Genomic DNA, 22,956 nt, shown 5'->3' with positions numbered 1-22,956 from the left:
GACGGAAGTCCACCCACGACTGTCCACAATGGCGAGTCGCGGAGCAGGTCAGCTCGGCGGCCGGATACTGATCACCTCGACCCGGTTTCGGCCTTCCGGGGTCGGGAAATCGACCGTCTCCCCCGGGTGGCTGCCGGCCAGCGCCAGCCCCAGCGGACTGTCGGAGGTCAGCGAGGTATCCTCCGCGCCCGATGGGATCTCCTCCGGGATGGCCACGACCCGGAAGTCCTGCGTCGTGCCGTCGGGCAGCCGCAGGCTCACTTCGGTACCGGGCGCCAGTCCTCCGACGTCGGGCTGCCCACCGGCCAGCAGCCCCTCCAGTCCGGCGATGCGGTCGTCGATCGCGACGAGCTCATCGCCGCCCTGCAGCTCCTGCGCGGCGTCGCCGCGGTCCCCGGGGTCGTCGGTCTGCCTCAACTCGTCGACCAGCTGCTGCCGCCGCGCGCGCAACGTGCGGATCTCCTCGGTCAACCGAGCCCGACCCACCGCCGATTCCTCGCCACCCATGACCCGATCCTTCCGCCCGGAGACGACCGCCTACCGACTGCCATCTTCAGCGGATGCCCGAGCCGGGGCGACACGAAACCGGCGGCTGGGCCGGTGGATCATTTCTTCATCTGGGCAACGACGGCGGCGAGCGCGGCGGTGATGCTGGCCTCAGCGGCGGCCTTGTCGATGCCGAGCCCGGAGAGAACGCCGTTGCCGTCCTCGTTTTCCAGCAGCGCGAGCAGGATGTGCTCGGTGCCGATGTAGTTGTGCCCGAGCCGCAGGGCCTCGCGGAAGGTGAGCTCCAGCGCCTTCCGCGCCGACCCGTCGAACGGGAGGATCTGCGGCGCCTCGTCGGCCGCCGGCGGCAGCGCGGCGGTCACGGCCTCCCGGACGGCCTCCAGCGTTACCCCTTGCGCGACGATCACCTGCGCGGCGATCCCATCGGGCTCGCCGAGCAGCCCCAGCACCAGGTGCTCGGGCAGGATCTCGACGTTGCCCGCGTCGCGCGCCGCGTTCTGCGCCAGCACCACGACGTTGCGGGCCCGAGGGGTGAACCGGCCGAATCCCTGGCTGGGGTCGAAACCCGCTGCGTCGCCCTTCGGCACGAACCGCTTCTGCGCGGCCTGCTTCGAGACGCCCATGCTCTTCCCGATCTCGGTCCAGGAAGCGCCCGAACGCCGGGCCTGGTCGACGAAGTGCCCGATCAGGTGATCGGCGACCTCCCCGAGGTGCTCGGCCGCGATGACGGCGTCGGTGAGCTGGTCGAGGGCGTCGCCGTGCGCCTTCTTGATGGACTGGATCAGGTCGTCGAGCCGAACCTGACCGGAGAACTCAACTGAATCAGCCATGCGTCAACCATAAGTTGACGACGCCGGATCGTCAACCTCGAGTTGACGATCATTGGGGTAGTCGCTGACGAAGAGCCCGAGCGAACGACAGGGCCGCCGCATCGATCTCCTCCTGCCCGGCGGCCGCCCGGAGCCACGCGGCGAGCGGCTCCACGAGAGCGGGCGAAAGAGCGGCGATCCACCGAGCACTACCGGCCCGAGCCTCGGCAACGTGCTCGGTAGCCCCACCCTCGAAGTGAGCGACGACCTCCGGCCGAGTGGCGAGCAACCCCTCGACCTGCCAATCGCCACGCGTCGAAACGGCGGCAAGCCGCTCAAGCGACTCGGCCACCCCCACCAGTTCATCCCGCTGACCCACATCCACGACTACATCATCCGGCCAACGCCCCGGGCCGCGGCAGCCGCACTCGCGGTCCCGCGTTCAGACCTCGTCGTCCGAACCGAGCGGAAGGGACAACGGCGGTCAGCCACTCGAACGACGAATCGGTGAAACCCGGGCTCAATGCAGCATCCCGAGAAGCCTCAACAGCAGCAGGCCCCCAGAACTACGCCGGCAACCAATGACGTGGTCAGCGCTTCCCACCACGAAAACGACAAAGAGAAATGCTCAGTCCGCGCGGTAGAAGCACGTAGCGGCGACGCGCCGCAGCGGGCTTCCCGGCGATCTCGTCCGTTCCCGAATCGGCCGATTAGAGGATGCCTGACGGCGGACCCGGAAGGGAATAGTTTCGTGCCCGCACGGGCAGATCCGTTCGCGCCCTGTTGCAGGGCCGAATCTCTCCGGCATAGTTTCACAACGCAATTCTCGTGTGCCCGCAGCAATAGTGGTTCGACGCAGAGACGCTGAAACGGAGAAAACATGCCCTTCGCGAACGCACTCAAGCGACCAAATTCTTCCGCCATCGCTGTCGGTATCCCAGCATCTGCCGCCGTGCTGGCTGCTACGACGCCCGCCTCAGACGCCACCAGTCAGCAGTGAACAGTGGTCAGTGCCAGAAGTTCACTGGTTTTGGGTCCGGCACCGCCGCCGAGCCGATCAACGACTTCGGCACCCGCAGCCCGTCCACGTTCTGGATCCAGAGCGGCAATTTCCGTCCAAGCCGCGGCGGAAACATCATCACATACGGATTCTCGGCCCACGCATGAGCGTCGACCCAGTGCCGACTCCGGCTGTCTGACCCATAGTGTCAACTGGGGAAGCAGGTCCACGAAATCCTGTGGCACACAACGTCACAGGATTTTGGATGCGCGCCCGCAAGAAGTGAGCGCTACTGGCATCACTTCGGCGGGCCGGTGGCTGTCACCTTTGGTGAGCACGGAACTGATCTCGGCATCGAAGTGCGGGCCGGTGATCGGCTCGCTCGGTGACAGGCCGGGCTGAGGGGCCGTTCTCGATGGCAGCGGATTTCGCGCAGGCGGACTCGCGTCGCCGTGCCAGGTGAGTATGTGCCGGGGTTGGCTTCGGGTTGCAGCGGAAGAACTCGTGGGGGCTGGCCGAGCAAGCCGGGGGCGTTACCTCCGACGGCCTGCAGCGGTTGCCGGACTTCTACCGCTGGAACGCCGGTGAGATGCGTGATGATCCCTGGAGTACGTACTCGGCAACCTTGGTGATCGCGGCGGGATCATGCTCGCTGATGAGACGGGTTTTCTGCAGAAAGGCACCAAATCCGTCGGTGTCCAGCGCCAGTACTCGGGTACGGCCGGGCGGATCGAGAACTGTCAGCCGGGCGTGTTCTTGACCAATGCGTCGGTCAAGGGGTCGGGCGTTGGTCGACCGGGAACTGTATTTGCCGGCGTCGTGGACGGGCGACCGTCAACGCCTGGCCGAGGCGGGGATCGACGATGACGTCGAGTTCGCGACCAAACCCCAACTGGCGCAGCGCATGCTGGACACCTGCTGGACTCCGATGCGGGTGCCGGCATCGGCTGGTTCACCACGGATGAGGCCTACGGCGACAATCCTGGATTGCGGACGTGGCCGCCAATCCCGCGACCTGTACGTCATGGCCATCTCCTGCGATCAGCGTTTCGACACCCCGCCCGGACGGATTCGACCCGACGAACTCGCACGGACCGCACCACCCAACCGCTCCGTGATGGGCGCGGCGTCGAGCGAGGCCGCGGCAAGTCCCGCTGCGGCGGACAGCAGGACGGCCTCACGGACCGGACCGCGTTCGCCCTCGAGGAACCGCAGCGTGATCTCCGCGTTGTGGGCTGATCCGCGCACCCGCTGCCGCGGCGACGATCGCCGACATGGTGGAGATGTTCACCGTGCCGGCTTGGTCTCCGCCGGTACCGACGATGTCCAGGAACGGTTCGTCGACACCGATCTTGACCGCGTGCGCGTCCATGGCGCGAACCAGCCCGTCGAGCTCAGCGACGGTCTCTCCCTTGGACCGCAGGCCAATCAGCAGACCGGCCAGCCTGGCATCGCCGGCCTCCGCCACGCATGACCTCGCCCATGGCCCACTCCGTATCGCTCTCGGTGAGGTCCTGGCCGTCCGTGAGCGCCGAAAGAATCTCCGCCCAACTTTTTTCCGAATCGTGTCGAGTACGGGTGCCTGGCCGGTCATCGCTGCTCCTCCGCTGTTATTTCGTGTTCAGCGTTCCAGTCTGCGGAGGCGCTGACCAAGACCATTAGATGCCGCTGCCGGCCGGGCCATTTCCGCGCTGAAGAGGGGAAGAATGTTACCGATCGCCATCGACCGGAAGTCGCCGTTGTCCTTGACCGTTCAGATTCGGTCAGTCATCCGCGAACGAATATGGGACGGCACCCTGCACCCGGGTGTCCGGTTGCCATCGAGCCGCGATCTCGCTGCAGACCTCGGGGTTTCGCGCAGCGTCGTGGTCCAAGCCTACGAACAGTTGATCGCCGAGGGCTACCTCAGGGCCACTCAGGGGTCGGGAACCAGGGTGGCGACACATCTGCCCCACCTCGGCCGGGTTGCGGTCGAGCAGCCGACCGGGACCGCGGACGCCCGCTTCGACCTGCGTGTCGACGCGACCAGCACGGAGTTCTTCCCCGCGCGTGAATGGCTGAAGGCATACCAGGGTGTGGTTCGATCGATCGGTGGGCCCGGCCCCTGGCGGCGCCCACTCGGTGTTCCGGAGCTCCGTTCCGAGCTCGCGGCGTACCTCGGCCGTTCGCGGGGGGTCCAGGCGACCGCCGCCGAGGTCGTCGTCACCGCGAATTTCGACCACACCTTCGGCGTGTTGTGCCACATCCTTCGCGAGCTCGGTGTCGACCACATCGCCGTGGAGAATCCCGGTGCACCCTGGCAGGTCAGGATCGCCCAGCGGGCGGGCCTGTGGGTCACCGGAGTGCCCGTGGACGATGAGGGCGTCGACGTCGAAGCGCTCGCGCGGACCAAGGCGCGCGCTGTCCTGGTCACGCCGGTGGCGCAGGTACCGACGGGGGCCGTGCTTTCGCCTAGCCGGCGGGAGGCGCTGTTGCGCTGGGCCGTTGACGTGGACGGCTGGGTGATAGAACACGACCGCGACAGTGACCTCTGGTTCGGCGCCAGCAGTGGCCCGCTCGCCCTGCAGCGGGGTGGGGCGGAACGGGTGATCTACGCGGGGTCGACCCGTGGCCTGCTCGGTCCGAGCTTGCAGCTCGGCTGGTCAGTGGCGCCCGAGGTAGTGACGCGTCGGCTGGGCCGGGCGCAGTTGGGCGCTCCGGACCCGCTCACCCAGCTGGCGTTCACCCACTTCGTCTCGTCCGGCTTGCTGGACCAGCACATCCGGCAGGTCCGGCGCACCTACCGGGCGCGGCGTTCAGTGCTGCAGGACGCCGTCGCAGAACACCTGCCGAGGGCCCGGCTGGCCGGCGTACCCGCCGGCACGCACGCCTACGTCCGGTTGCCTGCCGGAGTCGACGACGTCCGGCTGGCAACCGTCGCGCGGACGAGGTCGGTTCTCGTACATCCTGGCAGGCACTTCCATTTCGACGGCCGGCCGTCCGCGCCCGGGGTGATGCTCGGTTACGGCGCGGTGCGGCGTGGCCTGCTCGCGGAGGCCGTCGGTGTGCTCGCCGCCGTGATGGCTCAGGTCACCGGGCTGCTTGCGTCGTGACGCCGGCCAGGAAGTTCGCGACCATCGTCGTGCCATCGGGGTGGCGATGCTCTCCGGGTGGAACTGCGCACCCTCGACAGGCAGATTCCGGTGACGCAAACCCACCAGATAACCGTCGTCGATCGACCGTGCCGTGCAGACGAGTTCCGCCGGAAACGGCTCGGCGACGACGATCGAGTGATACCGGGTGACCGTGCACCGGTCGGGTAGGTCGGCGTATACGCCGAGGCCGCCAAGCCCGAGTCGCGGTTAGCCAGACCAATCGATGCCCTGCCAACCGGACCACTCGGTCAATTCATTGCACGCCAGGCGGAGTTTGTGGTGGTCTGCGATCATGACGAATTCCGAGTTACTCGCCTCGTGGCGTGACGCGCCCGAAGCGCACCAACCGGAGTCGCCGGACCGCGCTGCCCTGAACAACGTGCTCGCCAGGCTGGCCGCCGCGCCGGCATTGGTCACCCCAAGCGCATGCGACTATCTGCGGTCCAGACTTGCCGCGGTGGCAATCGGCCCGCGAATGACTCGTTTGCAGATTTTTACTACCACTCCTGCTGAAAAATGAGGACTACAGTGCCGAACGGTTCATTCCGAGAAGCAAACCGGTTCGCTCCTGACTTGAAGGAAGAAACGAAACGGTCACTTCAGGCTGCTGTGCGGTTTGCCTGCAGCACTCAGCACCGAGACGGGTATTGGGAGACTCCGTCTGATCCCAGAATATTCGACACCGCTATCGTTTCTCTCTGCCTGGCAAAGGCAGGGAGCGGAGCGTCCATAGCGGTCGAGCGCGCACGGAAATGGCTCATGAACGCGGTGCCGCAGTGCCACGACCCCGTTGTGACAGAGCTAGAGGAATGGCTGCGCGTGCTGGCGCTTGGCGCCGAAAAGAAGCCAGCTCCCAACCTGTCGAACACTAGCCGAACATGGTCGGGACGGGTTCTGTTGGTCGAATCGATCTCCGTAATCGAAAATTGCCCATATTCGGATGCGGCGCACCTCCTCGACATCGTCGGAGCCCTTCGCGGAAAAAGGGTCAAGCAATGGCAGAGGACCCTGCTGGCAGCGGCGGAGATTATTGCTGACGCCCGCCTGGGAAACTCGATCTCCAGGAATGCAGTGACCGATCTTGTCGCTGAACAACGGACTGATGGTGGATTTTGCCTCATGCCCGCGATATCCGCGGTTGCATGCATAGCGCTGCTCGCTGCGAACGAGCAGGAGGCGGCCCGGAATTGCCTTACAAATTTACTTGAAAACCAATGCACTGACGGAACATGGCGTTATCTTCCATTTGATATCTGGGATACCGCGCTCATGGTTCGCGCCCTGCGCGGGTGCCGACTATTCGATGAAAAATCCTTGGCCGCCGCGTTGAGCTTCGTTGAACGAACTCAATCCGATGATGGCGGCTGGGCATGCAAAAGGGGTCTTGAATCAGATAACGATACAACTGGCGCCGCGCTCCTGGCGCTAGCGGGAAGCGCAGCGGGGCGTCGAGTAACAAGCCGCGCTGTGGACTACTTACGTCGCGTTCAACGTGATGATGGATTGTGGATGACCTGGCAGTCCGCGGACGATGTCCCGTCTCCTGACGTGACGGCTCACGTCGTTTCTGCGGCGACCACCCACTCCATGACCTCCCTCGATACTTCGCGGGCTGTGCGATGGCTGGTTAAGCAGTACGAAGAAGCCGGGTGGTCCGCTCATTGGTATCCGACAAAAAGCTATGCGGTGCGGGAGATTAGCGTTGCTATCGGCATCGACCACAAGACCAGCCGTCGCGCGGCCCAAGATCTGATCACCCGACAGCGTGCCGACGGGGGATGGCCTGCCTTTGATCACGACTCCAGTTCGTCTGCGGCCGCGACTGGCCTTGCCCTCTCGGTACTTGCCAGATCGAAAGAAACACCAGACCAAGTGCTGCGCAACGCGGCAAGTTTTCTCATAGGCAATCAGAGCGATCAAGGCACCTGGGTTGGCTCTCCGTTTATGGCAGGCCCTCGGCCACTTCTGAACCATTATCCGTCACACACTCACGCGTTCGCCTCCACCGGACTCCACGATTTCTTAAAGTTCGCATTAGGGAACGGCAAGAGATGATGCGTTGAGGCAACTCTGACGATAGAATGCGATACTAGTAGCGATTTGACCAATAAGGGGCTACGGGTGCCTAAATCTGTCGATTTCGATCCCTTTTCTACTCACCGGGAGGATCCTTATCCTTATCTCTTGTCCGCTCAAGAGACGCGCCCGGTGTTCTATTCCGATCGCCTTGAAGCGTGGTGTGTCACCAGGCATTCGGACATTGAGCGGGCACTTCGGGATAGCGCTCTCTTCTCGTGTCGTGATCACAACCCTCGCCCGCCGAAAACACTGTCTCCTGATTTGCTTCACGCCTTGGAGACCTGGCGTGGCAACGCGCCTCCTATGGGGTCCATCGATGGTCCCGAACATGCCAGAATCCGCGCCGTGGCGGGCCGCGGCTTCACCGCGCGTATACTCAACTCCTACGAGCCCCAGATCATCCGGGTCGCCGACTCCTTAATTGAGCGCATGAGCAGCAGGTCGACTTTCAGCTTTATTTCAGAATTTGCGTATCCCTTTCCGTTGTCTGTGATCTTGTCCGTTCTCGGCGTTCCGGAAGAATACCATGATTCGTGCCGAGAATGGACGGAACTGCGTATTTCGGTACTACTCCCTCGGGAGACTCCCCCCGCCGAGGTGCAACAGAGATGTCTCAAGGGGTTGCGCGACTTTGTCGCTATGAGCCGTAGTATAGTGGCGGACCGTTTGAAGCATCCGCGCGAAGATCTCATCAGCTACATGCTGCACAGCGATATCCGCGGGAACAGGATGACGGCTGATGAAGTGGTGGCGCAGATTCCGACGTTTATTTCCGCGGGGCATGAGTCAACCGCACAGGCTCTCGCATCTATCACATATAGGCTGCTTACCACGCCAGCCGGCTGGCGTGAGTTGGCTGAGGGTTCCGTGAAGTCGCCAGCCTTGGTTGAGGAAGGTCTCCGGTTCGATGGCCCGATCAGCGGTTTTTTTCGGACCGCGAAAGCTGATTGCGAAATAGCCGGAACTCCTATCCCTAAGGGGTCTAGAATATTCTTGGCGTTCGGCGCAGGAAGCCGCGACAAAGAGGTTTTCCCCGAGGCCAATAAATTCCTGACCGAGCGGTCGAACGCTCGGTCCCACCTAGCCTTCGGTGGTGGCCCGCACCACTGCGTGGGTGCCGCACTCGCTCGACTGGAACTTTCCATCGCACTCGACAGGCTTGCACATAATTTTCCGAATCTCCGCTTGGTCTCCGGACAAAGCACTCATCATCTGCCTAGGTTTCCGTTGCGGGCTTTGAGTGATTTTCTGGTATCTACCGATGCCGAATTGCCGTAAGCCACTAGCCGGCATGACATTCGTTCGGGTTCACGCCTCCAAAAATGACAATATAGCAGCCAAGGGAGAGAAATGGCTCCGGGCGAACGGAATCTGAAATCAATGCTGCAGCACATCGAATCTGCTACAAACTGGCTGCAGCAGCTTGATGACGAACGGTCGGCGGCACGAAAGCTCTTCATGCTATTTTATTACCTCGTAGACGGCCATTCCGTCAGAAAAATTGACGACAGACTGGTGGTCAACGTCGATCTGGTGCGCAACATTGCAGACAGCATGCATCGTGCCGTTGAGTTCAAAACCCCAGCCTCATCACAAGGATCACCCGCCAAGGTTTTTGCTGATTTTTGGGAACGTTTGACATCTCTGACCCCGCCAAACGAGTGGCCTGTTCTTGCCGGTTCCTTTCGACGCATGGCTGATTCCACGGTGATCAAATACGAAGCTATCGACGACGGCGTCACGATGCCACTTGATAGATTTATCCAGGTACGCCGCCATGTTCCGGTAATGACCTTTCTTAGCGTCGAGCGCGCGTTGCGCGGAATTCCAGTTTCGACGTCCGGAGAAGACGCGGTTCTTGCCGGCCTGGTAGCCGATTACATCGGATGGACCAATGACCTTTTCTCCGCGAAAAGAGAGATCGAGGAAAATTTCAACCTCGTACTGGTCGGCCGTGAAGCGTGGCAGCTTCCGATGGACAAAGCGGCAGACCGTGTCGTTGGTATGCTCGAGGAGCGACGGCGTGAATATGCGAGGAGAACCGGGGATCTCGGTCGATTTTCTGAGTTGACAGCTTCGGGTGTAGTGCCGTTCTACGATGAACTCATCCACGCAGCCACGCAGATATATCGCTCCTCCGAATGGTATCGCGCAGCGAAGGAGATACCTGATGCGATTGTCAGGCCGCCGCGGTGACGGGTGGCGTGGCTTGGTGGCACTGCGGTCGCGGATGAGGCAGTCCTCGACACGTTTGACGCCGGCGCGGCGGATCGCGGCCGGTGTCTGGTAGCCGGTCAGCAGCAAGACCGGGCCCGGTCGGTCAGGTCCAGCGCGGGGAAGATATCCAGCAATTGGGCCCGCAGCCGGCTGACCCGATTTCCTTCAGCCATCCAACGGCACCGAACTGACAGCCACACCCGGAGCACCTGGTCCCTCCGGTCCCACGAATGACCAGATCACATCCACACCTGAGAGGTAGGGACGCGATGACGGCATCTGACCTATTGTCGTGGCGACGGCAGATCTTGGACGACGAGTTGCGTGCAGCCGTCGACCGCCTGCCTGGCATGCTTCGCCGGATCGCCGGATACCACTTCGGGTGGTGGGACGCCGACGGAACGCCGGTCGATGGCAATACAGGCAAGGCCGTGCGTCCTGCGCTGGTACTCCTGTCGGCCGAGGCGGTGGGCGGATCGGGCGTCGACGCGCTGTCAGCTGCGGTGGCGGTGGAGTTGGTGCACAACTTCTCCTTACTGCACGACGATGTGATGGATGCCGACCAGCTGCGCAGGCATCGACCGACTGCCTGGTCGGTGTTCGGCATCCCGCAGGCGATCCTGGCTGGGGACGCAATGGTCGCGCTGGCCAATAAAGTGTTGTCCGATCGGGACTTTCCGTGGACGGCGACGGCGCTGCGCTGGCTCAACGAATCCGTGATCGAGCTGTGTGCCGGACAGCTCGCCGACGTGGCCTTCGAACACCGTGCTCAGGTAGATCTGGCCGAGTGCATCAGCATGGTCGAAGGTAAGACCGCGTCCCTGCTAGGCACGTCGTGCGCCCTGGGCGCACTCACCGCCGGTGTTGACGCCGATCGGGTGGAGCTGCTTCGCCGATTCGGCATCCACCTCGGGATCGCGTTCCAGCTGGTGGACGACCTGTTGGGGATCTGGGGCGATCCACAGGTGACCGGCAAGCCGGTGGGATCGGATTTGGCGCGGCGAAAGAAGTCGCTGCCGGTCATTGCGGCACTGGCCTCCGGCACAGCTGCGGGCGCGGAGCTGGCCGCAGTTTATGCGGCCGAGGACCCGATCCGGGTCGATCGAGCTTGTGAGCTGGTGGAATTGGCCGGGGGCCGTGACTGGGCGCGTACCCGTGCGGACGAGGAAATGACGGCGGCCGTTGCTTGTCTGGACGCCGCGGACTGCGTACCCGCCGCCCGCGCTGGTCTGACCGGCCTTGCCAGCCTTGTCCTGCACCGCAACCACTGAGTAGATCATGTACCGGAACACCGGCGGCTCTGTGCAACAGCCGGTTGCCTCATCGGCATCCAGCTCACGCGCTCGCGCCCGCTCAGCCACATACCGCTCCAGCCTGTCGGACCATGATCAACAGGGCGCGCGCAGGCGGTCACGGCGCTGGCCGTGACTGCGTAGCCCTCGTAAGCTCGGTATCGAGGACTGCGATGAGTACTGTGCTCCAGACCCGTGTCGGGCAGCTTCCCACCGAACTGACGAGCTTTGTAGGTCGGCAGCGGCTGTCTGCTGAGGTGAAGAAGCGGCTGTCGGGGTCACGGTTGGTGACGTTGACCGGTCCGGCCGGGGTGGGCAAGACCCGGCTGGCACTGCACGTGGCCCGGGAGCTGCAACGGGCGTTCCCGGATGGCGTGCGGCTGGTGGAGCTGGCCCAGCTGCAGGACCCCGGGATACTGGTGAACGCGATGACGGCGGCCCTGGAGTTGCCGGATCAGTCGGCGCGGGAGCCGCTGACCGTCCTGGTGGAGTTCCTGGCGGACAAGCGATTGCTGATCCTGCTGGACAACTGTGAGCACGTGCTGGCGGCAGCTGCGGCGGTGCTGAGTGCGGTGTTGCGGTCGGCGCCGGGGGTTCAGGTGCTGGCTACGAGTCGGGAACGAGTGGGCGTTGCTGGGGAGCAGGTGCTTTCGGTGCCCCCGCTGACGGTACCCCGGCTGGAGCCGTCGAACGGTGGGCGACCGTTGCAGGACGACGGCGTCGGTCAGCATGAGGCAGTGACGCTGTTCGAGCAGCGGGCGGCGGCCGTGCAGCCGGCGTTCACGGTGGACCCGGACAACGAGGCCGAGGTGGCGCAGTTATGCCAACGGCTGGACGGGCTCCCGTTGGCGATTGAACTCGCCGCGGTGCGGCTGGGGGCCATGTCGGTTGGCCAGATCCTGCAACATTTGGAGGACCGGTTCCGGTTTCTCACCACCGGGCACCGGATGGCGCCCGCCCGACAGCAGACGTTGCGGGCAGCGGTGGAATGGAGTTTCGGCCTGTGCTCGCCGGCCGAGCAGGTGTTGTGGGCTCGGCTGTCGTTGTTCGCGGGTGAGTTCGATCTCGAGGCGGCCGAGCAGGTGTGTGCCGGTGCCGGACTGGCCGAGGAGGACATCCTCGACGCCGTGTCCGGACTGGTGGAAAAGTCAGTGGTGTCCCCGGTGCAGGGCGGTACCGCGACGCGGTACCGGATGCTGGAGACCATCCGCCAGTATGGGCGAGAGCAGCTGGCCGCCCGTGGCGAGGAGACGCTGCTGCGGCGTCGGCACCGGGACTACTACCTAGCGGTGGCCAAGCAGGCCGACGCGGAATGGTTCGGGCCGCAGCAGCGGAAATGGTGGCAGCGGTTCCAGAGCCAGAACCCGAACCTGTGGGCGGCGCTGGACTTCTGCTGCACCGAGCCCGGTCAGGCCAGGACAGGACTGCTGCTCACCGGTGCATTGTGGTTCCACTGGATCGGCAGCGGTTTCGTTCGGGACGGCCGGTACTGGCTGGACCGGCTGCTGGCGCTGTCGCGGGAACCGAGCCAGGAACGGGCGAGGGCCCTGTGGGTGCGCGGTTGGATCGCCATTGTCCAGGGAGACCTCCCTAATGCAGAGCGTGCATCGCAGGAGGGCATCGAGGTGGCCGACCACGTGGGCGATCGGGCGGCCAAGGCCCACGCTACCCATTTCCTGGGATGGCATGCATGGTTTTGCGATGATACGGCGCGGGCGTCCGAGCTGGCGGAGCAGGCGCTGGCCGGGTATCGCGCAACGGGGCAGCTCAGCACTTCCGCCCCCGCCCTGCTCTCCTTCAACCTTCTGGCCAGCGTGCATTTCGCACGTGGCGACTTCGAACGTGCCGGCGAGGCCTGTGCGGAAGGCCGGTCGATCTGTGAGCGGGCCGGCGAGGAGTGGATGCTGGCCTGGATGCGCTGGTACCTGGGGCATGCTCGGCGGCTCGCCGGCGACGTTCAGGCAGCAGAAGAGGAGGCACTGGCCGCCCTTCGCATAAAGCGCAACTTCAATGACCCGCTGGGCCTGGCGCTGTGCATCGAGCAGCTGGGTCTGGTGGCGATGGATCGCGGTGACGCGGGGCGGGCCGCTCGACTGTTCGGTGCCGTCGAGCCGCTGTGGAAGCTCCTGGGCAGCAGCCCCCTGCTCAACGCGAGTTATTGGTTGCGGTGGCACCGCGACGGTGAGCGCCACGCCAGGAAAGTCCTGGGTGATCAGGCGTACGAAAAGGCTTATCGGCAGGGCACGCAGCTAGGCAATGACCAGGCGGTGTCCTACGCGCTCGGTGAACAGGCTCCGGCGACTCCGACGCTAGCCCAGGTTCCTGCCGCGGATTCCGCTTTGCCAGTACTGACCCGGCGGGAGCAGGAGGTCGCCATGCTGGTCACGCAAGGGCTGTCGAACAAGGAGATTGCCCAAGCGTTGGTGATCTCGCAGCGCACCGCCGAAACGCATGTCGAGCACATTCTCTGCAAGCTCGGAGTCACCTCTCGGGTGCAGATCGTCACCTGGGTCAGGGATTGTCTGACGAAACGATCATCAACCTGATCGGCGCCACGATCACCGCCACCGACCCGACCGTCGCCCTGTTGCAGAGAGAACACGCAGCTCCGCGAAGCACTCACTGTTGTCCTTGGGGAACGGCGAGCGGCGGACCTTCATGGCAGCCCTGGCGACAGCCGGGGGAGCCCATCCTGGCGTGCGGAGAGCGGCAGAGCTCTACAGAGCCCCTTCAGTGACAGCCGGCGTCTCAACCCACTCACAACCCGCCTGCACCAGCCCGGTGGATCAAAGAAAAATTTGATGAGGCCAAAAGGCATTGTGATCATATCAATGTCCTGTTAGGTTTCCCGCCATGTCGAAGGCATATCCCGACGTCCGAGCGGGTACCGGTGCTCGCCTGCGTCGGCGTAGACGAGCTCTTCAGCTGACGCTGAGAGACGTGGCCAACCAGTCCGGTCTCACCGAGGGCTACCTGTCTCAGGTCGAGCGCGACCAGGTCAACGCGAGCGTACGCACCCTTCAGCGGCTGTGCGGGGTCCTGAAACTCACGGTCGGTGATCTCTTCGAGCAGGGCGAGTCCACGGCCAGCCCGGTGCTGCGGTTCCGCGACACCCACGGCATGTCATTCGGTGACGGCGCCACGAAGGTCAAGCTCACCCCAGGATCCTTCGATCACCTGGAGGTACTGCTCGGGCACTTCTGTCCTGGTGGTTCCACCGGCGTGGAGCCCTACACCCACGGCAGCTCCGAAGAACTGCTGCTGGTCCTGTCCGGTGAGGTGGAGGTGTGGGTCCGCGAGCAGCGCCACCAGCTTTCCGCCCTGGACTCGATTCACTATCACAGCAGCGACCCGCACCGGGTTGTCGAGGCCACCGGCTCACAAGAGGCTCGAATCCTGTGGGCTTTGGCACCCCCCACCTATTGAACCTCCCTACCTAGTCACTGGCGTGCCCTTGTTGGAGTTACTGATGTCCCCGTATCGCAACGGAGAGATTTCGCACTGGATGGCGACCGGTCGCACCGCGGATGCGTCGGCGGGCCCGGCGCGGGCTCAAGCCGACCTGCCCGACGAGGAGCAGAACCTCGTCGTTGTGGGCGGTGGCTTGACTGGGCTCTGGGCCGCGTATCACGCGGCGGTGGAGAACCCCGGGATGACCGTGACCGTTCTCGAGGCGGAGGAGGTCGGATACGGTGCCTCCGGCCGTAATGGCGGCTGGCTCTCGCCGCTCATCCCGGGCAATCGCGCCGTGTATGCCAAGGCTGCGCGCAAGCGGGGGCGCAATGGCGCCGCTGCCGTCGCCGCCTTCCAGCAAGAGATGGACGGCGCCGTCGACGAAATACTCCGCATCCTGGATCGGGAAGGCATCCAGGCGGACCAGCAGCGGGGTGGGCACCTGCGCGTGGCCACGACCCCGGCTGCGATGAAACGCCTCGAACAGACCTACGCCGCGGATCTCGCGAACGGCTACCGTGCCGAGGACCTCGAACTACTTGATGCTGACGCCGTGAAAAAGCGGATCACCATCCGGCCGGCGCTAGGCGGCGTGTTGACCCGCACCACGGCGCGCGTCGATCCAGCCAAGCTCGTTCACGGCCTTGCACAGGCAGCGGAAAGCAAGGGCGTACGCATCGTGGAGGGCACACGCGCCACCCGTATCGCGCCCGGTGTTGTGACCACGTCACGCGGGACCGTGCGGGCCAGGACCATTCTTGCTTGCCTGGAAGCCTATTCCGGGCAGGTTGACGGTGCCATCCGCGGTCTCGGCAAGCGCGAGGTCATCCCCGTCAACTCCTCCATGGTCGTCACCAACCAGCTCCCAACTCATGTGTGGGACAGGATCGGCTGGCAGGCACGGGAATGTCTGGGCGATGCCGCGCACACCTTCGTCTATGCGCAGCGCACCGCCGACGACCGCATCGCCATCGGCGGCCGCGGTACGCCTTACGCCTTCAACTCCGGCACTCCCGGCCGAGGCGAGGTGGACGCCCGCACCGTAAGAACCCTGCGTGAACGGCTCCAACTCTTCTTCCCAGATGTGCAGTTCAGCATTGAACACGCCTGGCGGGGCGCCATCGGCGTGACCCGCGACTGGTGCGCCGGGATCACGTTCGATCCAACCACCAGAATCGGCGTCGCGCGCGGTTTCGCCGGGCACGGCGTCACCGCCACCCATCTCGCGGCCAAGACCCTCTTGGACCGGGCGGCCGGGCGTGATACTGAGCTGACTCGGCTACCGTGGAACGATCACGACTCCGGGCGCTGGGAGCCTGAACCCATCCGCTGGATCGGGGTTCACGCCATGTACCGGCTCTTCGGCGTCGCCGACTGGTGGGAAGAACGCAGGCACTCCCAGGACACTTCTCTCATTGCTCGTTTCGGCTCGCGACTGGCAGGACTTAGCGAATGAGCACCACACCGCACCAGAACACGACGGCTGCAGGCGGCAATCCCGACAAGGCATCGCCCGAAACGTCAGGGCAGTCAGGGCATTCGCCCCGGCGCGGCCTGTGGAGTATGGCCTTCACTGAGTTGTGGGAGCGCTACTCCTTTTACGGCCTCCAGGGCATCCTTTCGTTCTACCTGCTTTACGCGCTGGCAGCCGGCGGTCTTGCCGTGGCCCCGGCCGTCGCGGCGGGCATCGTCGGTGCCTACGGCGGCGCCGTGTACCTGTCCCAGATCTTCGGGGCCTGGCTGGGCGATCGGCTCGTCAGCCCGCAGCACATGGTGCTGTCCGGCGCCATCGTCATCACCGCCGGGCACGTGGTGCTCGCCTTCGCGCCCGGCTTCGCCGGGCTGGGAATCGGTCTGGTGTGCATCGTTGTCGGCACCGGGGCGCTGAAGACGAACATCACCTCGATCGTCGGCTTCGTGCTGGATCAGAACCCCGACGGGCGTTATCGGGATGCCGGTTTCTCCTACTTCTACATGGCCATCAACATCGGTGCGGTGGTCGGTCCGCTCACCACCGGCCTCGCCCAGAACGAACTGGGTTTCCACTACGGATTCGGGCTGGCAGCTATCGGCATGGTGGTGGCGCTGGTCCAGTACCTCGTTTCGATGAAGCACCTGCCCGAGCGTGCCCGGATCGTCAACAACCCCCTGCCCCCGAACCGCCGCCCGCTCGTCGTCATCGTGGGCCTCGTCTTCGTCGCCGCCGTGGGCTCGGCGCTCGCCACCGGACTGCTCCGGGCGGAGAACCTGTCCACCGTGGTGACCGTCGCCGCGCTGCTGGCTGCGACCGCGTACTTCCTCACTATGACCACCTCGTCGGCCGTCACCAGCGACGAGCGCCGGCGCATCCTCGGCTATCTTCCCCTCTTCCTGGCCTCCGGCGTGTACTTCGGTTTCCTGTTCCAGAAGTTCACCGCGATATCGATCCTCATCACCGAACGCATCGACCTGCACATCGGCGGATGGACGTTCCCGGTCGCCTGGATCACGACCGTCAGCCCGCTGGCGGCCGTCCTCATCACCCCGCTCATCGCCCGGATGTGGAACACCATGGGACAGCGGCAACCCGGGCCGGTGACCAAGTTCGCCATCGGGCTGACCCAGATCGGCTGCGCCTACCTGTTCCTGCTCATCATCTCCGAGGCAACCGGAGACGCCGAGATCCCACTGGCCCTCATTCTCCTGTTCATGATCGCGGCCGGTTCCTCAGAAGTCTTCGTCGGCCCGATCGGGCTGTCCCTGGCCACGAAGATCGGCCCCAAGAAGTTCCGGTCACAAATGGTCGGCCTTAACTTCCTCACGCTCGCGTTGGGCTCGTCCCTGGCAGGCCTGCTCGGCCAGCTGTTCACCGCGATCAACAACGCCTCCTACTTCACCATCACCGCCGTGTGCGGCATCGGAATCGGCCTAGCACTCCTCGCCGGGCGCGGACCGCTGGGACGTCTCCTGGGCGCAGGGCTGGAACGCTGACCCGGTCCAAGAAGTGACAGCAGAACGCACTTGGATGACGCAACACCCTGCTGCGACCTTTTATACGCAAGTCATGTCCACAAGAGACAGTGAGCTGCAAGAACACCAGAAAAGAAGGGCTCTTGTGACGTTTCCGTGGGTGGTGTGAGCTGGGTTTTTGGGCCCAGAGACGGGGGCACGCCGTTGCTTGGTCTGGGTTTCTGGCTTGTCCAGAGTCAGGAACCGAAGGGACGTAGAACGGCGTGCCGAAGGCCAATGGCGTGCCGTGGTGGGCGTCCTCGGTGGCGGGCGCTGGATCTCGGGACCACCCGGGTGTTTTTGGAACGGAACAGTCACTCACGACGAGCATCCGTCCGGTCGTGAGTGACAATGCCGGCTCTTACCGGAACCACCACTCACGACCGATACCCGGCCCGTCGTGAGTGACAATGCCGGCTCTTACCGGAACCACCACTCACGACCGATACCCGGCCCGTCGTGAGTGACAATGCCGGTTCTTACCGGTGCCATGTCCCGGTAGACGTGTCAATCCCCGGACTCGCCTAGCCCACGGAAGAAGCAGAAGAGCCAAAAGGAAGGTCAAGTCCGTGTAGCTCGGTACCGTTCAACGCAGCACAACGCTGTTCAAGCCCACGCGGTCCTCATCGGGGGCTCCGGTGGGGATCGCAGCCCCCGTCGGCGTCGGTGGTTGCAGAAGGCGATCCAGCGAAAGACCTGCTGTCTGGCCTCGGCTTCACTACTCCACGCCAGATCGTCCATTGTGGAGTAGTTCGCGTTTGAGCGTCGCGAAGAATGCGTCCGTTAAGGCACTATCGTAACTGGAGCTAACCCGGCACATTGACCTTCGAACGCCATGATCGCCGCAGACGGCGGCGAAGGCCCGAATCGCCGAGACCGTCCCGCCCGCTGTCACACCGTCCACCACGGCGGCGGGGACCACGGTTCGGGCTCGGCGTGTTCCGATAAGTCATCGAGGCAGTCTCGGCTGGCCGCACTGGCCCCGCACTCTGCGAATCCGGGTCGACCACGCGCAACGAGCCGACCTCACAGCTGGACCCCGCGGGCAGCGTCCTGATCTTCGACATCGTCCGGGAACTGAAGGCTGCCGGGAAGACTGTCGTCCTCGTGGAGCACAAGATCGATCTGATCGCCGAGATCGCCGATGCCGTATCGGTCCTGGACGGTGGTCGCGTGGTCGCCTCTGGAGCCGTAGCGGAGGTCCTTGCGGATCCTGACCTGAGCACCTTCGGGGTCGCGCCGCCCAGCTACGCGCGGTTCGGACACCTGATGGCGGAGGCCGGCGGGCCGCTTTCCACCGTACCGACCACCCTCGAAGCTGCGGCAGACGCGCTGCACGACTGGCTGGAGACCGTCCGATTAGCCTGCTTACCGTCACCGGCGTGTCCTACGTCTACCCGAATGGCCATCCGGCCGTCGAAGGGGTCTCGCTCTCCGTCGAGCGCGGCGAGTCCGTGGCCGTGATCGGCCAGAACGGCGCCGGCAAGACCACGTTGGTCAAGATGATGAACGGCCTGCTCCGGCCGTCGACCGGGAGCATTGAGGTCGACGGCGTGCACACCCGGGGACGTTCCACGGCCGACGTCTCCCGGCAGGTGGGGTACGTCTTCCAGAATCCGGACGACCAGATCTTCCACGATGACGTCGCGAGCGAGATCGCGTTCGGGCCCAGGCGCCTCGGCTTCGACCGCGAGAAGGTGATCGCGCAGGTGCTGCGGGCCGCCAAGCTCTGCCGGATCGACGACCAACTGACCGAGAACCCGTACAACATCCCTTTCGGCCTGCGGAAGTTCGTCACGATTGCCTCGGTCATTGCGATGGACCCTGACGTCATCATCCTCGACGAGCCCACCGCAGGCCAGGATGCCGCGGCGACTGCCCTGCTGTCGGACCTGCTGCGCACCCTGACGAACGACGGTAAATCGGTCGTCACGATCACCCACGACAGGGAGTTCGTCGCGGAGAATTTCGCCCGGACTGTCGGGATGGCGGATCGGCGGGTGCTCGCGGACACCAAGACCGCGGAGGCATTCGCCGAGCCCGACCTTCTCCTCGCCGCGGGCCTGGCCGCCCCCGCCGCCCGCAAACTCGCTGACCGTATCGGCCTGGGCGGCTCCGCCCTGTCCATGCCCGAACTGGTTTCCCAGCTAATGGGGCGGTCGACGGCCGGAGTCTGAATGGCCGTGAGTGATTTTGGGTGCCATAGCACCGAAAAACGCTCACGGGCCTTGGTCCTGCACCGCGCACACCCCGGGCTCAGGACTCCTGATCCCCTTGCAGCACGCCGATCATCCCCTGCAGGTAGTCCTTATGGGTCGTCTCGGCAAGGCTCACCAGGGTTTCGACCCGAACCACACCGGGAATCTGCCAGATCGCCTCCAGCAGAACCTTGCGCAGGTGCGTTGGGTCTCGCACCCGCAGTCGCGCCAGCAGATCCATCGAGCCGGTGACCACGGACACCTGCTCGACCTCCCGGATCTCGTGCAGCGCCTTCAGCACGGTCGCCTGGTTGGAGGCAGCGATGATGGAGGCGAACACCTGCATCGGGAAGCCCAGCGCACCCCAGTCCACCTCCGCCCGGTAACCGCGGATCACGCCTTCGCGTTCGAGCCGCGCAATGCGCTCACCGACGGTTGGAGCAGAGATACGCAACTCCCGGGCGATCTTGCGCTGGCTGGCCCGGGCGTCATCGGCGAGCAGGTTCAGCAGCCGGAGATCGATCGCATCGAGATCGGCTTTCCGGGAGTCACCCAGCACGAACTCGGTCATGTCGTTTCGCTCCCGGTCACCAGCAGCGGAATCCCGGTTCGCCATACCAACCTCTCCCTCATGTCGCGCGGCATGCGGCTCGCAGCTGCGATCGTCCGCCGAGTATGCACTTGATCTCGTCGATCATGCATCGGCGAAGTGACACGCGGCCCAATGGCCTGGCCGAACCTCGCGCAGCGCGGGCTCTTCGACAGCACACACATCCCGAGCCTTCCAACAGCGAGTACGGAAACGGCAACCGCTCGGCGGGTCAAGCGGGCTGGGCAGACTTCCCGAGAGCACGATCCGCTCCCGGCCGCCGGCCTCGCCTGCCGGGATCGCGGAGAGCAACGCCTCCGTGTAGGGCATGCGCGGGTTCGCGTAGAGCGCCCCCGTCTCGGCCAACTCCACCAGTTTCCCGAGATACATCACCCCGACGCGGTTGCTCACATGCTCGACAACGGCGAGGTCGTGCGAGATGAACAGATACGCCAGACCCAGATCCCGTTGCAGGTCACTCATGAGATTGAGCACCTGCGCCTGGACCGACACGTCCAGCGCGGAGACTGCCTCGTCGGCGATCACCAGCTTCGGGTTCATCACCAGCGCGCGGGCGATCCCGATCCGCTGCCGCTGACCGCCGCTGAACTGCTGCGGATAACGCCGCATCTGGTCACGGCGTAGACCGACGCGTTCCAGCGCCTCGGCCACGCTCGCGGCCCGCTCCCGGCGGCCAACCCCTGGACGGCAAGGCCCTCGCCGACGATCCGCTCCATGCGCATCCGGGGGTCCAGGGATCTCATCGGGTCCTGGAAGATCATCTGCACCTGCGCGCGGGTCCGCTGAAGCGTACGGGGCCCGGCTCGGGTGATGTCCTGACCGGCCAGGCGGATCGAGCCGGAACTCGCCCGCTCCAGGTTCATGATCGTTCGCCCGAGCGTGCTCTTACCACAACCCGATTCGCCGACCAGGCCCAGCACCGCCACCGGCGGCAACACCCCACCCACCGACCGGCACGGCCGAGCGGCCACCCCGCTGCCGAGGGCAGCGGAATCCGTATCAGCCCCCACCCGCTCACCGTCACTGGTGGCGTTGTCCTCACCGGTAGCCTCGGGGACAGGCGGGTCGGTCTTGGTGTCGGTGACGTGGACACCGGCCGCAGCCGCCACTTCGGCGAAGGCGTCATGGACGGTGTGCCACGCCACCCCGAGCCCGGCGGCGACCCGGGACGCCGGCACCAGCCAGTCTCCCACCAGATGCCCCATCACCGTCCGGGCGTGCCCCGACACCCTCGCCCGCCGACCGGCCACCGGTCCCATCTCGGTGAAGCTCACCGTGTCACACTCGGTGTCCTCACACCAAAATCGGGACTTATGCCAGGTCAGCGCATCGCGACCAGCGTCGCATGGGCGAGGGTGTGGGTCGTGGACTCCTTGACCTGACTTGATGCTCCTCCGCAGCCCGGACAGCACGCCCGCCGTCCCGCCGCGGTCGTGACGTGCACCGTCCAGGAACCGTCGGCTTCCCGCTCGACGAGGTCGACCTCGACCCCCTCCAGCCCCAGCAACTCCGCCGACACCGTAGTCTGTGACACGCGCCCACCGCCCACCTGATGATCCTTGATCTTGGTCGAACAACGATCATCACAGGCCCGGTGGGCGCGCTTCGTCTCCGCCCTCGAGCGAACCGGCCACGGCTACCGAACGCAACACCCGGCTATCACCACACGTGATCACTCGGATACAGAATCCGCTCCACCACGAAGAGCCAGAAATGCCCCAACCCAAACCGGAAATCAAAGGACAATCAATGTCCACTATGGAATTGATTCCATGCGGCGCTGGCACATCTGTTGGCAGGCGGACACTCCATACTCCACCCCGATGTATGTGCTCGTCGCAGCATGTAACCACCCGAATGGGTCAATCTTTCATGCTTCTGCCAGAGCAAGGGCTGCCCACTCTTGCTCTAGGGTCGCACTGTGCTCATCGAACGCCCCGAGTGTTGCGGCTTTATCCCGCAGAAGGACTACACCACACCCGAATACGGGACGGCTCCCGACACCTCTGTTTGTCGGACCCGCCACTGTCATTCCGGGTTGCGATCCCCCTCAAGCGGCATGTGCCGGCTCTGACGAAGTCACTTCCTGCGGCCATATCGCGATCGCATGCGATCTTCACGCCACCGTTGCCATGATGCACCGAATGCGGACGGCGGTGGTGCCTCCCGAAGCTCCGCTGGGGACAAGCCGACAGTGCACAGCGCTGGTGTCGGCGCTTTGAGACATACCCGTGGGAGTTGCTCAGATGGAGGGCGCAAGTCCCTACGAGCTGATTGCCTTTCCCGAAGTGCAGCACGCGTCCGCGCGTGCGACCGAACCAGATTCAAGTGGAGGCGCCATCCATGCGTTTGTCCCCGAGAGATCGTGAAATGTTGCTGGTGCATGTTGCCGCCGACCTTGCCCGCACGCGGCGTTCCCAAGGAGTTCAGCTCAACTATCCCGAGGCGATGGCGATCATCACTGCCTACATTCTGGAAGAAGCCCGAGCCGGCCGTCAGGACGTTCCGCAACTCATGGACAGCGCCACCAAGGTGGTACGGCACAGCGAATGTATGGAAGGGGTGCCCGAGATGATGCGTGACCTCGCCGTCGAAGCGACATTTCCGGATGGCACCAAGATGGTTGTGCTGCAAAAGCCGATCCAGCAGGACGAGGTGTCGGTGTGAGC

21 protein-coding genes and 3 pseudogenes are annotated in these 22,956 nt (G+C 64.5%); 14 read left to right on the top strand and 10 right to left on the bottom strand.

What is annotated here, in order from left to right; genetic code table 11:
- Positions 1 to 48: 48 nt before the first annotated feature.
- From FDZ84_RS20110 to FDZ84_RS20100, 3 genes are all read right to left on the bottom strand, one after another.
- Positions 49 to 507, bottom strand: coding sequence for a GreA/GreB family elongation factor (locus FDZ84_RS20110; RefSeq protein WP_168587170.1), 459 nt, complete (start codon positions 505 to 507; stop codon positions 49 to 51).
- A gap of 98 nt (positions 508 to 605) precedes the next feature.
- A complete protein-coding gene (locus FDZ84_RS20105) occupies positions 606 to 1,337 on the bottom strand; it encodes a Clp protease N-terminal domain-containing protein (protein WP_168587169.1) in 732 nt (243 codons plus the stop codon).
- Positions 1,338 to 1,386: 49 nt separating this feature from the next.
- Complete coding sequence (locus tag FDZ84_RS20100) at positions 1,387 to 1,701, bottom strand: hypothetical protein (RefSeq protein WP_210435012.1); 315 nt, start codon at positions 1,699 to 1,701, stop codon at positions 1,387 to 1,389.
- 1,218 nt (positions 1,702 to 2,919) lie between these two features.
- Between FDZ84_RS20100 and FDZ84_RS40775 the strand changes: the two are divergent.
- A pseudogene (locus tag FDZ84_RS40775) lies at positions 2,920 to 3,072 on the top strand (transposase); the annotation flags it as partial.
- A gap of 7 nt (positions 3,073 to 3,079) precedes the next feature.
- Positions 3,080 to 3,226, top strand: a pseudogene (locus FDZ84_RS40770) (transposase); the annotation flags it as partial.
- A 267-nt stretch (positions 3,227 to 3,493) separates the two neighbouring features.
- Here the strand turns inward: FDZ84_RS40770 and FDZ84_RS20090 are convergent.
- Entirely contained in the window at positions 3,494 to 3,784 is a 291-nt protein-coding gene (locus FDZ84_RS20090) for a hypothetical protein (RefSeq protein WP_210435011.1), read from the bottom strand.
- Between the two features lie 238 nt (positions 3,785 to 4,022).
- Between FDZ84_RS20090 and FDZ84_RS20085 the strand changes: the two genes are divergently transcribed.
- Entirely contained in the window at positions 4,023 to 5,408 is a 1,386-nt protein-coding gene (locus tag FDZ84_RS20085) for a PLP-dependent aminotransferase family protein (RefSeq protein ID WP_168587167.1), read from the top strand.
- Positions 5,409 to 5,489: 81 nt separating this feature from the next.
- Here the strand turns inward: FDZ84_RS20085 and FDZ84_RS40765 are convergent.
- Positions 5,490 to 5,582, bottom strand: a pseudogene (locus FDZ84_RS40765) (aminodeoxychorismate/anthranilate synthase component II); the annotation flags it as partial.
- Positions 5,583 to 5,742: 160 nt separating this feature from the next.
- Here FDZ84_RS40765 and FDZ84_RS20075 point away from each other — a divergent pair.
- From FDZ84_RS20075 to FDZ84_RS20035, 9 genes are all read left to right on the top strand, one after another.
- Positions 5,743 to 5,970 carry a 3-deoxy-7-phosphoheptulonate synthase gene (locus FDZ84_RS20075; protein ID WP_246868292.1) on the top strand — a complete coding sequence of 76 codons (228 nt, stop codon included), beginning with the start codon at positions 5,743 to 5,745 and terminating at the stop codon, positions 5,968 to 5,970.
- A 239-nt stretch (positions 5,971 to 6,209) separates the two neighbouring features.
- A complete protein-coding gene (locus FDZ84_RS20070; protein WP_168587166.1) occupies positions 6,210 to 7,505 on the top strand; it encodes a prenyltransferase/squalene oxidase repeat-containing protein in 1,296 nt (431 codons plus the stop codon).
- A gap of 66 nt (positions 7,506 to 7,571) precedes the next feature.
- Positions 7,572 to 8,807, top strand: a complete 1,236-nt coding sequence (locus FDZ84_RS20065) for a cytochrome P450 (protein ID WP_168587165.1) — start codon at positions 7,572 to 7,574, stop codon at positions 8,805 to 8,807.
- Between the two features lie 72 nt (positions 8,808 to 8,879).
- Positions 8,880 to 9,725, top strand: a complete 846-nt coding sequence (locus FDZ84_RS20060) for a terpene synthase family protein (protein ID WP_168587164.1) — start codon at positions 8,880 to 8,882, stop codon at positions 9,723 to 9,725.
- Positions 9,726 to 10,015: 290 nt separating this feature from the next.
- Entirely contained in the window at positions 10,016 to 11,017 is a 1,002-nt protein-coding gene (locus FDZ84_RS20055; RefSeq protein ID WP_168587163.1) for a family 2 encapsulin nanocompartment cargo protein polyprenyl transferase, read from the top strand.
- 194 nt (positions 11,018 to 11,211) lie between these two features.
- Positions 11,212 to 13,584, top strand: a complete 2,373-nt coding sequence (locus tag FDZ84_RS20050) for a LuxR C-terminal-related transcriptional regulator (protein ID WP_168587162.1) — start codon at positions 11,212 to 11,214, stop codon at positions 13,582 to 13,584.
- Between the two features lie 307 nt (positions 13,585 to 13,891).
- Positions 13,892 to 14,464, top strand: coding sequence for a helix-turn-helix domain-containing protein (locus FDZ84_RS20045; protein WP_168587161.1), 573 nt, complete (start codon positions 13,892 to 13,894; stop codon positions 14,462 to 14,464).
- A gap of 43 nt (positions 14,465 to 14,507) precedes the next feature.
- Complete coding sequence (locus FDZ84_RS20040) at positions 14,508 to 15,947, top strand: FAD-binding oxidoreductase (protein WP_168587160.1); 1,440 nt, start codon at positions 14,508 to 14,510, stop codon at positions 15,945 to 15,947.
- The gene (locus FDZ84_RS20035; protein WP_210435010.1) at positions 15,944 to 17,461 is read left to right on the top strand and encodes a peptide MFS transporter; all 1,518 of its coding nucleotides are present in this window, start codon (positions 15,944 to 15,946) and stop codon (positions 17,459 to 17,461) included. Before FDZ84_RS20040 ends, FDZ84_RS20035 begins: the two co-directional genes overlap by 4 nt.
- A gap of 1,044 nt (positions 17,462 to 18,505) precedes the next feature.
- On the opposite strand, the gene FDZ84_RS20030 is transcribed toward FDZ84_RS20035, so the two are convergent.
- Positions 18,506 to 18,745 carry a hypothetical protein gene (locus FDZ84_RS20030; protein WP_168587159.1) on the bottom strand — a complete coding sequence of 80 codons (240 nt, stop codon included), beginning with the start codon at positions 18,743 to 18,745 and terminating at the stop codon, positions 18,506 to 18,508.
- Positions 18,746 to 18,861: 116 nt separating this feature from the next.
- Between FDZ84_RS20030 and FDZ84_RS20025 the strand changes: the two genes are divergently transcribed.
- A complete protein-coding gene (locus tag FDZ84_RS20025) occupies positions 18,862 to 19,656 on the top strand; it encodes an energy-coupling factor ABC transporter ATP-binding protein (RefSeq protein ID WP_210435009.1) in 795 nt (264 codons plus the stop codon).
- Between the two features lie 79 nt (positions 19,657 to 19,735).
- On the opposite strand, the gene FDZ84_RS20020 is transcribed toward FDZ84_RS20025, so the two are convergent.
- The 4 genes from FDZ84_RS20020 to FDZ84_RS20010 form a co-directional block, all read right to left on the bottom strand.
- The gene (locus tag FDZ84_RS20020; RefSeq protein WP_168587158.1) at positions 19,736 to 20,293 is read right to left on the bottom strand and encodes an Lrp/AsnC family transcriptional regulator; all 558 of its coding nucleotides are present in this window, start codon (positions 20,291 to 20,293) and stop codon (positions 19,736 to 19,738) included.
- Between the two features lie 78 nt (positions 20,294 to 20,371).
- Positions 20,372 to 20,896: an oligopeptide/dipeptide ABC transporter ATP-binding protein gene (locus FDZ84_RS39030; RefSeq protein ID WP_256413763.1), complete on the bottom strand. Its 525-nt coding sequence runs from the start codon at positions 20,894 to 20,896 to the stop codon at positions 20,372 to 20,374.
- Positions 20,827 to 21,561, bottom strand: a complete 735-nt coding sequence (locus FDZ84_RS39025) for an ATP-binding cassette domain-containing protein (protein ID WP_246868290.1) — start codon at positions 21,559 to 21,561, stop codon at positions 20,827 to 20,829. Before FDZ84_RS39025 ends, FDZ84_RS39030 begins: the two co-directional genes overlap by 70 nt.
- 47 nt (positions 21,562 to 21,608) lie before the next feature.
- Positions 21,609 to 21,821 (bottom strand): hypothetical protein, encoded by a 213-nt coding sequence (locus FDZ84_RS20010; RefSeq protein ID WP_168587157.1) that lies wholly within the window; start codon positions 21,819 to 21,821, stop codon positions 21,609 to 21,611.
- 809 nt (positions 21,822 to 22,630) lie between these two features.
- Between FDZ84_RS20010 and FDZ84_RS20005 the strand changes: the two genes are divergently transcribed.
- The gene (locus FDZ84_RS20005) at positions 22,631 to 22,954 is read left to right on the top strand and encodes an urease subunit gamma (RefSeq protein ID WP_168587156.1); all 324 of its coding nucleotides are present in this window, start codon (positions 22,631 to 22,633) and stop codon (positions 22,952 to 22,954) included.
- Positions 22,955 to 22,956: the final 2 nt, after the last annotated feature.

Origin of the sequence: Saccharopolyspora sp. ASAGF58 (assembly GCF_012277335.1) — a bacterium.
In the GTDB taxonomy this organism is placed as follows: Bacteria; Actinomycetota; Actinomycetes; order Mycobacteriales; family Pseudonocardiaceae; genus Saccharopolyspora; species Saccharopolyspora hattusasensis.
Note: the sequence above shows the minus strand (reverse complement) of the source record. Positions and strands in the feature narration are given on the sequence as shown.